The organism is Neisseria sp. P0014.S009 (assembly GCF_051958155.1).
Lineage (GTDB): Bacteria > Pseudomonadota > Gammaproteobacteria > Burkholderiales > Neisseriaceae > Neisseria > Neisseria flavescens_C.
On the sequence record NZ_JBQCVS010000009.1, the window covers coordinates 70,861 to 83,140 of the forward strand.

Sequence of the window (12,280 nt, forward strand, 5' to 3'; positions counted from 1 at the left end):
ATTTTGAGGCCGTCTGAAAAGTTTTCAGACGGCCTTTGCTTTAGTGCTTGTCTGAATCGTGTTTACCGTCTTCAATCATGCCGGCTTCAGCGGCGTGTTTGGCGGCCATCTCATGCTCATGTGCAGTTTCTTTAAAGAATTTGCGCACAACCACATAGAACAAAGGCACAAGGAACACGGACAGAATCGTACCGATCAACATACCCCAGAACACGGTCGTACCAATCGCACGTTGGCTGGCGGAGCTGGCACCGCTGGCAACATAGAGCGGTACCACGCCCAAGATGAAGGCGAACGAAGTCATGATAATCGGACGGAAACGCAGGTGTGCGGCGGCAAGCGCAGCTTCAAGCGCACTCTTGCCTTGCGCTTGCAGGTCTTTGGCAAATTCGATAATCAAAATCGCGTTTTTCGCACTCAAACCCATTACCGTAACGAAACCGACTTGGAAGTAGATATCGTTGGCGTATGCCGGAATACTGCCCAGCAATGCTTCAAACATGTTACGACCAGTTACGCCCAATGCCGCGCCAATCAAGCCCAACGGAATCACAAGGATAACCGCCAACGGGATAGACCAGCTTTCATACAAAGCAGCCAATACCAAGAATACAGCGGCAGCAGCCAATGCGTACAATACGACAGTTTGCGATCCGCCTTTAGCCTCTTCACGAGACTGACCGCCCCACTCCAGACTGTAACCGCCGCCCATTTCATCAACCATTTGCTGTACCGCAGCCATGGCTTGACCGGAAGATACGCCATTAACAGGCGAGCCGGAAAGCTCCATTGCCGGATAACCATTGAAGCGGACGCTTTGTTCCATACCGTTTTCCCAAGAAACAGTAGCAATGGTAGAAAGCGGTACGGCAACGCCGGATTTGTTCGGCACGGTCAGGTTCAGAATATCGGCAGGCTGCATACGGGCACTCGCATCAGCTTGTACCATCACGCGTTGCAGACGGCCTTGATTCGGAAAGTCGTTTACATAAGACGAACCCAAAGAAGAAGCCAAAGCAGTACGGATATCAGAGAACGAAATACCTTGTGCGGCTGCTGCGGCACGGTTGATGTCGATTTTCAACTGAGGCGCATCTTCCAAACCGCTCGCACGAACGGTACTTGGGTTAAACAAACCGCTTTTACGCATTTTGTCAATCAGCTCATTGCGCTTGGCCAACAATGCAGCATGGCCGCTGTTGTTACGGTCTTGCAGGTAAATCGTCAAGCCGGAGCCTGTACCCAATTCCATAATGGCAGGAGGCACAATCGCCAAACCGAAACCGTCTTTCAGCGTCCCCATCATCATGCCGGTCAACTTACCGGAAATAGAAGTCGCATCGCTGCCCGGAGCAGTACGTTCGCTCCAGTCTTTCAGAATGACAAAGCCCAAAGCCATGTTTTGACCTGAACCGCTAAAACTAAAGCCGGAAACGGTAATAATGTTCTCGATCTCAGGTACAGATTTCGCCAGTTGAGTGATTTGAGCCAAAGTTGCATCGGTACGTTCTTTGGTCGCACCGGCAGGCAGCTGTACGCTCAACATCAAGTTACCTTGGTCTTCAGTCGGCAAGAAGGAAGTCGGCAGACGCATAAACAAGAATACGCCCACAACAGTCAAGCCAATATAAACAAGCATCATGCGTAAAGTCTTGCGCAAGACTTTGGCAACCCAGCCTTCGTAGCCGTGTGTCCAGCTGTCGAATTTCTTGTTAAACCAACCGAAGAAACCTTTTTTCTCTTCGTGATGACCCTTCTGAATCGGTTTGAGCATAGTGGCACACAATGCCGGAGTCAGCGTCAAGGCAAGGAATGCGGAGAAACCGATAGATGCCGCCATGGTCAAAGCAAACTGTTTGTAAATGTTACCGGTTGCACCGCTAAACATTGCCAGCGGCACAAATACGGACATCAACACGGCAGTAATACCGATAACCGCTCCGGAAATCTGACCCATCGCTTTTTTGGTTGCAGCCTTAGGCGATAAACCTTCGCTCGCCATAATACGCTCAACGTTTTCAACGACCACAATCGCATCATCGACCACAATACCAATTACCAATACCATCGCAAACATGGTCAATACGTTAATCGACATACCCATGTATGAGATAAAGGCAAAACCGCCCAACAGGGAAATCGGCACGACAATAGTCGGAATCAGCGTATAGCGGATGTTTTGCAGGAAGAGATACATCACCAAGAATACCAAAAAAATGGCTTCCAAAAGCGTATGGATCACTTTCTCAATCGAAATTTCCACAAATTTGGAAGTATCGTAAGGAACTTTCCAGCTCATACCGTCTGGGAAATACTTCTGCAAAACCGCCATTTTTTCTTTTACGGCAGTCGCCGTTGCCAAAGCGTTACCGCTGTTAGACAGCATCACTGCCATACCAGTAGTGTTGACGCCGTTCAAACGGGTGGAAGAAGAATAGTCCTGCATACCCAAGCTGACTTTGGCAACGTCTTTCAGATAGACATTAGAACCATCGGTATTGGATACCAAAATGATGTTGCCAAACTCTTCAGCAGTGCTCAGCTGACCTTGCGCCGTCACAGTTGCTGAAATAGTCTGACCTGCAGCTGCCGGCAAAGAACCGATAGAGCCTGCAGAAATTTGAATATTTTGTGTCGCAAGCGCATTGGTTACCGTAGCAAAAGACAAGTTGTAGTTTTGCAGTTTTTTTGGGTCAACCCAAATACGCATGGCGCGTTGCGCACCAAACAATTGTACCTGCCCTACCCCGTCGATACGCTGCAGTTCAGGAATGATATTGCGCTGGGCGTAATCGTTCATTTCCTCAATGGATTGCTTTTCAGAAGAAAGCATGACCACTTGCAAGAAGTTGGAACGCGCTTTAGATACGGTTACACCATATTGCTGTACGGTAGAGGGCAATGTGGACAACACTTCCGACAATTTGTTCTGCACGTCTACCTGCGCCAAATCTTCATTGGTTTCCGGTGTAAACGTCAGACTGACGCTGCCGCTGCCGCTGGAATTAGCAGAAGTCGTCATATAGTCCAAACCTTCCACACCGTACATATTACGTTCGATAACGGCCAGTACGCTGTCTTCCATTACCTGAGCAGAAGCGCCCGGATAAGTAGCGCGCAAAGTAATGGTCGGTGCAGCAACGGACGGATATTGGGAAATCGGCAGTTTTTGAATGCCGAAAATACCCGCTGCGATGATAAAAATCGCAATAACCCATGCAAAAATGGGGCGGTCAATAAAAAACTTAGACATTCATGCGTTCCTTATTTGGCTTCAGATGCAGCTTTAGCTTCAGGCTTGGCCTCGGATGCAGCTTGGCCGTCTGAAACTGCCGTTGTTGCTGCCGCAGCGCTTGCAGGCGGCGTCCATTCTTTCGGCGTTACCTGTTTAGCACCCGACATAGCGGCAATGCTGATGCCTTCAACAATCACTTTGTCGCCGTCTTTCAGGCCGTCTGTAATCACCCAATTGCTACCTTGCTGTTGGGCAACGGTCACGACACGCGCTTCCATTTCGCTCTTGTCATTCACCACCATCACCGTATCTTGCGAACCGCGGGTAACTGCTTGCTGCGGCACTACAAATGCATTATCCACTGCCACTTGTTCCATCAACACGCGTACATACAAGCCCGGCATCAAGATATTTCTGTCGTTAGGAATGGCTGCACGCAAAGTAATTTGACCGGTCGTTTCATTGACAGTCGGATCTGCAAACAGCAGACGGCCTTTTTCAGGGTAAACCGTACCGTCGTCAAATTTGATATCCACTACAATCGCGCCGTTTGCCGCCAACAATTTGCCTTCGGCAACCTGTTGACGCAGTTTCATGACCTCACTCGCAGACTGGGTAACGTTGACATACATCGGATTGGTTTGTTGGATAGTGGCCAAAACAGTGGTATCGCCGGAATTCAGCAGCGTACCTTCAGAAACTTTAGATTGACCGATAAAGCCGGAAATCGGCGCAGTAATGCGGGAGCGGTTCAGGCTGATACCGGCAGATTTGATGGCTGCTTGAGCGGATTTGACACCTGCCTCTGCTGAACGCTTGGCCGTTACGGCCGCATCATATTCTTGTTGGCTGATGGCATCGGCGGCAACCAGCGGTTTGTAGCGGGCTAAGTCGGCATTCGCTTTAGCCAAAGTAGCTTGCGCACTCGCCAACTGGGCGTGTGCGCTTTCTAAGTTTGCTTCATAAGATGAGCTGTCGATTTGGTACAAAGGCTGACCGGCTTGCACATAGCTGCCCTCTTGGAACAGTCGTTTTTGCAGAATACCGCCGACTTGGGCGCGAACTTCGGCAGTACGCAATGATTCCAGACGGCCCGGCAACTCGGTTGTCAATGCAACGGTTTCCGGATGCACAGTAACCACACGGACTTCAGGTGCAGGTTGTTTTTGCTGTTGCTGACTACCTTGCGCCTGTTGGCCGGCTGCTTTTTCATCACCTTTGCCGCAAGCGGAAAGTGCCAACGCAGTAGCTGCTGCAATTGCCGCGACACGCATCATTTTAGAAGCATAAAGAGCCATAATTTTCCTATCTCTATGATAAATAAGGGTTTGACTAATTAAAAATTGATTACTTTAATCTCATATTTCGCAAACAGAAATTGCCTGCTTTTATGAAAAACAGGCTGATTATATAGTGTTGAGAAACACTATCAAGTATTGAATTAAATTATACATACATTCTTGCATGTTCAGAAGTAATTTTTTATAATCCGAACCATAAATTTACATTTCCTACAAAAAAACCATGAGAAGAACCAAAACCGAAGCTTTAAAAACCAAAGAATATCTCATGCTTGCCGCATTAGATACGTTTTATCAGAAAGGCATTGCCCGCACTTCGCTCAACGAAATCGCCCAAGCCGCAGGCGTAACGCGCGGCGCGCTGTATTGGCATTTCAAAAACAAAGAAGATTTGTTTGACGCCTTGTTCCAACGGATTTGCGACGACATCGAAAGCTGCATAAAAGAAGACTCGAACAACAATAACGAACAGGCTTGGTCAAGCTTCCGACTGACCCTGACCCGTTTTTTCGAGCGCCTGCAACACAACGAGCTTCGCTACAAATTCCACAGCATTTTGTTTTTAAAATGCGAACACACCGAGCAAAACGAGGCGGTCATTGCCATCGCTAAAAAACACCAATCATTATGGCGTGAAAAAATCGTTGCCGTCCTGACTGATGCGGTACAACAAAAAGCGTTGGCGGATAATTTGGATATCGATATGGCAGTCATCTTCATCAAGTCTTCATTAGACGGCTTGATTTGGCGCTGGCTTTCTTCAGGTCAAGGCTTCGATTTAGCACAAACTGCCCCACGCATGATTGAAATCATCATTGATACATTGGAAAACCATCCGCAATTAAGAAAACAATCATAAACATCAAAAATAAAAGGCCGTCTGAAACATTAAAAGTTTCAGACGGCCTTTTGGTTCAAACCTGCTTAACGTGTTACCGGTTTGTAACGGATACGTTTCGGTTTTGCGCCCTCTTCACCCAAACGGCGTTTCTTATCGGCTTCGTATTCCTGATAGTTGCCGTCAAAGAACACCCATTTAGAGTCGCCTTCACAAGCCAAGATATGCGTAGCGATACGGTCGAGGAACCAGCGGTCGTGCGAAATCACCATCACGCTGCCGGCAAATTCCAACAATGCGTCTTCCAACGCGCGCAGAGTTTCCACATCGAGATCGTTGGACGGTTCGTCCAACAGCAACACATTGCCGCCGCTCAACAAAGTTTTTGCCAAGTGCAGACGGCCGCGTTCGCCGCCCGACAATTGACCTGCAATTTTGCTTTGGTCGCTGCCTTTGAAGTTGAAGCGTCCCAAATATTGGCGGGCGGGAATTTCAAACTGACCAACCTGCAAAATGTCGCGGCCTTCGGCAATGTTGTCGAACACGGTTTTGTCGTTTTGCAAACCTTCGCGGCTTTGGTCGATCAAGCTCATTTTCACGGTTTGACCGATTTTCACTTCGCCGGAATCAGGCTGCTCTTTGCCTGAAATCATTTTAAACAGCGTAGATTTACCCGCGCCGTTCGGGCCGATGATGCCGACAATCGCGCCCGCAGGCACTTTGAAGCTCAAATCGTCAATCAGCACTTTGTCGCCGAACGATTTGGAAACGTTCACAAATTCAATTACTTCGTTACCCAAACGCTCGGCAACAGGGATAAAGATTTCCTGAGTTTCGTTGCGTTTTTGGTATTCGTAGTTGCTCATTTCTTCAAAACGAGCCAAACGCGCTTTGGACTTGGCTTGGCGGCCTTTGGCATTTTGGCGCACCCATTCCAATTCCTGCTTCATCGCTTTCACGCGCGCAGCTTCGGATTTCGCCTCGTTTTCCAAACGTTTTTCTTTCTGCTCCAGCCAAGACGAGTAATTGCCTTTCCACGGAATACCGTGTCCGCGGTCGAGTTCCAAAATCCATTCGGCGGCATTGTCCAAGAAGTAGCGGTCGTGCGTTACCGCAACGACTGTACCAGGGAAGCGCACCAAAAATTGCTCCAGCCATTCGACCGATTCCGCATCCAAGTGGTTGGTCGGCTCGTCCAGCAAAAGCATATCGGGCTTGCTCAACAAGAGTTTGCACAAAGCCACACGGCGTTTTTCACCGCCGGACAAATTGCCGATTTTGGCATCCCAATCAGGCAGGCGCAGCGCGTCGGCAGCGATTTCCAATTCGTGTTCCGCACCGCCACCGGTAGATGAACCAGCCGCAATAATCGCTTCCAAGCGACCTTGTTCTTCCGCCAATGCGTCAAAATTCGCATCAGGATTGGCATACTCGGCATACACTTCTTCCAAGCGTTTTTGTGCAGCAGCTACTTCGCCCAAACCGCTTTCCACTTCCTCGCGCACGGTTTTCTCAGGATCAAGCTCAGGCTCTTGCGGCAGGTAGCCGATTTTAATGCCGCCCATCGGCACGGCTTCGCCCTCAAATTCTTTATCCACGCCCGCCATAATTCGTAGTACAGTAGATTTACCCGCACCGTTCAAACCGAGCAAACCGATTTTTGCACCAGGAAAGAATGAAAGGGAAATGTCTTTAATAATGGTTTTTTGCGGCGGTACAACCTTGCTCACGCGCAGCATAGAATAGACGTATTGTTGGGACATAGTTTTCTCGTTTCCGTCAAACAAATTTCAGACGGCCCATTTTAACCTATTGCCCCAATACTTGCTTGTTCAAATGCCGTCTGAAAATAGAAATAAGCATCAAAATATACACCGCACCGAACCGATACCCTTATTGCCCGACGGTATCAATGCCAAACCGCAGAAAATTTGATTTAAGCCAGTTTATCCTTGAACTGGCATTGCCAATATCCGGCGCGCTTCATAAAATGCACCTATATCCTTGAAAGTACGTACACAAAATAATAACAACAGAGAACACCACACCAAGGAACCTTTCAGATTTCTCAATAAAAATACTTTTCAAAAAAAGGATTTACCTCATGTCGGAAAATACGCAAAAAACAGCAAAACAAGGTTTGCCATCACTGGCAAAAAGTACGATTTGGATGCTGAGCTTCGGCTATCTCGGCGTTCAGACGGCCTTTACCCTGCAAAGCTCGCAAATGAGCCGAATTTTTCAAACTTTAGGCGCTGACCCGCACAATTTGGGTTGGTTTTTCATTCTACCCCCATTAGCCGGTATGCTGGTTCAGCCGATTGTGGGCTACTACTCAGACCGTACCTGGATGCCGCGCTTGGGCGGCCGTCGTCTACCCTATCTGCTTTACGGTACGCTGATTGCGGTTATCGTCATGATTCTGATGCCGAACTCGGGCAGCTTCGGTTTTGGCTACGCTTCTTTGGCGGCTTTGTCGTTTGGCGCGCTGATGATTGCGCTGTTGGACGTATCCTCCAATATGGCAATGCAGCCGTTTAAAATGATGGTCGGCGACATGGTCAACGAGGAGCAGAAAAGCTACGCCTACGGCATTCAAAGTTTCTTGGCGAATACGGGCGCGGTTGTGGCGGCGATTCTGCCGTTTGTGTTTGCGTATATCGGTTTGGCGAACACGGCCGAAAAAGGCGTCGTGCCACAGACCGTGGTCGTAGCATTCTATGTGGGCGCAGCCTTACTGATTATTACCAGTGCGTTCACCATCTTCAAAGTCAAAGAATATGATCCGGAAACCTACGCCCGCTACCACGGCATCGACGTGGCTGCGAATCAAGAAAAAGCCAACTGGTTCGAACTCTTAAAAACCGCACCTAAAGCGTTTTGGACGGTGACTTTAGTGCAATTCTTCTGTTGGTTCGCCTTCCAATATATGTGGACTTACTCGGCAGGCGCGATTGCAGAAAACGTTTGGCAGACAACCGATGCCTCTTCCGTAGGCTACCAAGAAGCAGGCAACTGGTACGGCGTTTTGGCGGCAGTACAATCCATTGCTGCCGTCATATGTTCGTTTATTCTGGCAAAAGTACCGAATAAATACCATAAAGCCGGTTATTTCGGTTGCTTGGCTTTGGGTGCACTCGGTTTCTTCTCCGTTTTCTTCATCAGCAATCAATACGCGCTGGTTTTGTCTTATACCTTAATCGGTATTGCGTGGGCCGGTATTATTACCTATCCTTTGACGATTGTAACCAATGCCCTCTCCGGCAAACACATGGGTACTTATTTGGGTCTGTTCAACGGCTCTATCTGTATGCCTCAAATCGTCGCCTCTCTGCTGAGCTTTATCCTCTTCCCTATGCTGGGCAGCCATCAGGCAACCATGTTCTTGGTTGCAGGCGCGGTCTTGCTGCTGGGAGCCTTCTCAGTATGTCTGATTAAAGAGACCCACGGCGAATAATCCATCAATACCATCGGCAAAGGCCGTCTGAAACCTTTGCCGAACTTACAATTTTAATAACAGGAGCTTCATAAATGTATACAAGAATCATGGAAGTCAGCCCTTGGACACTGCGTTCGGCAAAACTGGAAAAAGAACACAAACGGCTACAAGAGAGCCTGACCAGCTTGGGCAACGGCTATATGGGTATGCGCGGCAACTTTGAAGAAACCTACTCCGCCGACAGCCACTTGGGCACCTACATCGCCGGCGTGTGGTTCCCCGACAAAACCCGCGTCGGCTGGTGGAAAAACGGCTACCCAAAATATTTCGGCAAAGCCATCAACGCGCTCAATTTCAGCAAAGTCAAAATCTTTGTTGATGGACAAGAGGTGGACTTAGCGAAAAACGACGTTGCCGACTTCTCCGTCGAACTCGATATGCAGCACGGCATATTGCGCCGCTCGTTCACCGTATTCGGCGTGCGTTTCGATGTGTGCAAATTCCTGTCTGTCGCGCAAAAAGAGCTGGCTCTCATCCGCTGGGAAGCCGTATCCGTTGACGGCAAAACCCACCAAGTCCGCATCGATTCCATCATTGATGCCGACGTGAAAAACGAAGACTCCAACTACGAAGAAAAATTCTGGCAGGTATTGGACAAAGGCGTTTCAGACGACCGCTCCTACATTGCCACCCAAACCGTCGCCAACCCTTTCGGCGTGGAACAATTCATCGTCAACGCCGAGCAAACCTTCGCCGGCAGCTTCAAAGCCCTAGGCGGCAGCCAAACCGATTGGCAGGTCTCTAATTCTTTTGAGGCCGAAGTCGGCGGTACGCCCGAAACCTTTGAAAAACGTGTGATTGTTACCACCAGCCGCGATTATCAGGGCTTGGAAGCAGTGAAAGCCGCAGGTCGCGCCTTGTCGGAAAAAGTCGCAGGCGTTGCGTTTGAAACCTTGTTAGATGCACACAAAGCAGGCTGGCTGCACCGTTGGGAAATCGCCGACGTAGTCATCGAAGGCAGCGACGAAGCGCAGCAAGGCATCCATTTCAACCTGTTCCAACTGTTCTCCACCTACTACGGCGAAGACGCGCGTCTGAACATCGGCCCGAAAGGCTTTACCGGCGAAAAATACGGCGGCGCGACCTATTGGGATACCGAAGCCTACGCCGTACCGCTCTACCTCGCACTGGCGGAACCCGAAGTTACCCGCAACCTGCTGCAATACCGCCGCAACCAACTGCCGCAGGCGCAGCACAACGCGAGCGAACAGGGCTTGGCGGGCGCACTTTATCCGATGGTAACGTTTACGGGCATCGAGTGCCATAACGAATGGGAAATCACCTTCGAGGAAATCCACCGCAACGGCGCGATTCCTTATGCCATCTACAACTACACCAACTACACCGGCGACGAAAGCTATCTTGCCAAAGAAGGCTTGGAAGTCTTGGTCGAAGTGTCCCGCTTCTGGGCGGACCGCGTCCACTTCTCCAAACGCAACGGCAAATACATGATTCACGGCGTAACCGGCCCGAACGAATACGAAAACAACATCAACAACAACTGGTACACCAACACCCTCGCTGCATGGGTATTAGATTACACCCGAGAAGCCTTGGCGAAATACCCGCGTCCTGATTTGAACGTGAGTGCCGCCGAGTTGGAAAAATGGGCGGACATTAACACGAATATGTACCGTCCTCATGACGAAGAACTCGGCGTATTCGTACAGCACGACGGCTTCCTCGACAAAGACATCCGCCCAGTGTCCGCGCTTTCGCCCGATGATTTGCCGCTCAACCAGAAATGGTCGTGGGACAAAATCCTGCGTTCGCCCTTCATCAAACAGGCGGACGTATTGCAAGGCATCTACTTCTTCGGCGACCGTTTCAGTATCGACGAAAAACGCCGCAACTTCGACTTCTACGAACCGATGACCGTGCATGAAAGCTCGTTGTCTCCATGTATCCACTCCATCCTCGCTGCCGAACTGGGCAAAGAAGAAAAAGCCGTGGAAATGTACCAGCGCACTGCCCGCCTGGACTTGGACAACTACAACAATGATACCGAAGACGGCCTGCACATCACCTCCATGACCGGCTCGTGGCTCGCCATCGTCCAAGGTTTCGCCCAAATGAAAACCTGGGGCGGCAAACTCAGCTTCGCCCCGTTCCTGCCGAGTGCATGGATAGGCTACGCCTTCCACATCAACTACCGCGGCCGTCTGATTAAAGTCGCCGTCGGCAAAGAAAACGTCGTCTTCACCCTGCTCAAAGGCGAACCGCTCGATTTGCAGGTGTACGGCAAAGACATCACGCTCAACAGCAGCCACACTGTCACGTTGGAAAAATAAGGAGGGCGCAAAATGACTTTTACCGCAGTGCTCTTTGACCTCGACGGCGTCATCACCGACACCGCCGAATACCACTACCGCGCATGGAAAAAGCTCGCCGAAGAACTGGGCATCAGCATCGACCGCAAGTTTAACGAGCAGCTCAAAGGCGTGTCGCGCGACGATTCGCTCAAACGCATCCTCGCGCACGGCGGCAAAACCGTCAGCGAAGCCGAGTTCGCCGAACTGACCCGCCGCAAAAACGACAACTACGTAGAAATGATTCAGGCAGTCAAACCCGAAGACGTATACCCCGGCATTTTGCCGCTGCTGGAAACATTGAAAGCAAACGGCAAAAAAATCGCCCTTGCGTCCGCCAGTAAAAACGGCCCGTTCCTGCTTGAACGCATGGGGCTGACCCACTTCTTCGACGCCATTGCCGACCCTGCCGCCGTCGCGCATTCCAAACCCGCCCCCGACATCTTCCTCGCCGCAGCTGAGGGTGTGGGCGCAGACATCCGCCAATGCATCGGCATTGAAGACGCCGCCGCAGGTGTCGCCGCCATCAAAGCCGCCGGCGCCTTGCCCATCGGCGTGGGCAAAGCCGAAGATTTGGGCAGCAACATCGCGCTGGTATTCGGCACCGCCGAGCTGACCTACGCCTACCTGCAAAACGTGTGGGAACAATCGGGCAGATAAAATTCTAAGGAAGTAAAAGGCCGTCTGAAAATATTTCAGACGGCCTTTCTGCTTTTAGAACAAAATAATAACCCAACTTACGCAACCCTAAAAACTGAATGCCAATTTCTCAACCATGCTATTCAAATTTATTTGAACGATTTTTTTCTAACCAGCCAACCTTAACAATCACTATTAAAATGCGCGCCAATATTTTGCCGTCTAGCGTATGCGGCTTGGGCGACTGCGAGGCTGCATTCGAGTAGGTTGCGGTTTTCGTATTCAGACGCGGTGTGCGGTTCGGTTTGGTTTTTTTTCCAAAGCCGCAGTTGGACGATAGCGCGGAGCAGGCCGGTATCGTTGCGGAGGATGCCCAGATGGCGTTGGTTGAACGCTTGTAGGGTGGGGCGGCTGAATACGTTTTGGAGGCCGTCTGAAAAGATGTCTGTTTCGGCGGAG

General features: G+C 50.1%; 7 protein-coding genes and 1 pseudogene. 4 read left to right on the plus strand and 4 right to left on the minus strand.

Annotation, left to right across the window (positions count from 1 at the left end; genetic code table 11):
• Window positions 1-40 precede the first annotated feature (40 nt).
• A complete protein-coding gene (locus ACTHS4_RS08130) occupies window positions 41-3,253 on the minus strand; it encodes an efflux RND transporter permease subunit (protein WP_440365694.1) in 3,213 nt (1,070 codons plus the stop codon).
• A gap of 11 nt (window positions 3,254-3,264) precedes the next feature.
• Window positions 3,265-4,533, minus strand: coding sequence for an efflux RND transporter periplasmic adaptor subunit (locus tag ACTHS4_RS08135; protein WP_440365695.1), 1,269 nt, complete (start codon window positions 4,531-4,533; stop codon window positions 3,265-3,267).
• A gap of 226 nt (window positions 4,534-4,759) precedes the next feature.
• Here ACTHS4_RS08135 and mtrR point away from each other — a divergent pair, with 226 nt between their 5' ends.
• On the plus strand, window positions 4,760-5,395 hold the full coding sequence (gene mtrR / locus ACTHS4_RS08140; protein ID WP_070583340.1) for a multidrug efflux system transcriptional repressor MtrR: 636 nt from the start codon (window positions 4,760-4,762) through the stop codon (window positions 5,393-5,395).
• A gap of 65 nt (window positions 5,396-5,460) precedes the next feature.
• Here mtrR and ettA read toward each other — a convergent pair whose 3' ends face one another.
• The gene (ettA, locus tag ACTHS4_RS08145; RefSeq protein WP_440365696.1) at window positions 5,461-7,137 is read right to left on the minus strand and encodes an energy-dependent translational throttle protein EttA; all 1,677 of its coding nucleotides are present in this window, start codon (window positions 7,135-7,137) and stop codon (window positions 5,461-5,463) included.
• Between the two features lie 341 nt (window positions 7,138-7,478).
• On the opposite strand from ettA, the gene ACTHS4_RS08150 reads away from it, so the two are divergent.
• The 3 genes from ACTHS4_RS08150 (at window position 7,479) to pgmB (ending at window position 11,842) form a co-directional block, all read left to right on the plus strand.
• Window positions 7,479-8,831 (plus strand): SLC45 family MFS transporter, encoded by a 1,353-nt coding sequence (locus ACTHS4_RS08150; RefSeq protein ID WP_070588154.1) that lies wholly within the window; start codon window positions 7,479-7,481, stop codon window positions 8,829-8,831.
• 74 nt (window positions 8,832-8,905) lie between these two features.
• Window positions 8,906-11,164, plus strand: coding sequence for a glycoside hydrolase family 65 protein (locus ACTHS4_RS08155; protein WP_440365697.1), 2,259 nt, complete (start codon window positions 8,906-8,908; stop codon window positions 11,162-11,164).
• Window positions 11,165-11,176: 12 nt separating this feature from the next.
• Window positions 11,177-11,842 (plus strand): beta-phosphoglucomutase, encoded by a 666-nt coding sequence (gene pgmB, locus ACTHS4_RS08160; RefSeq protein WP_070826030.1) that lies wholly within the window; start codon window positions 11,177-11,179, stop codon window positions 11,840-11,842.
• A 161-nt stretch (window positions 11,843-12,003) separates the two neighbouring features.
• On the opposite strand, the pseudogene ACTHS4_RS08165 reads toward pgmB, so the two are convergent.
• Window positions 12,004-12,280 (minus strand): annotated as a pseudogene (locus ACTHS4_RS08165) (L-aspartate oxidase); the annotation flags it as partial.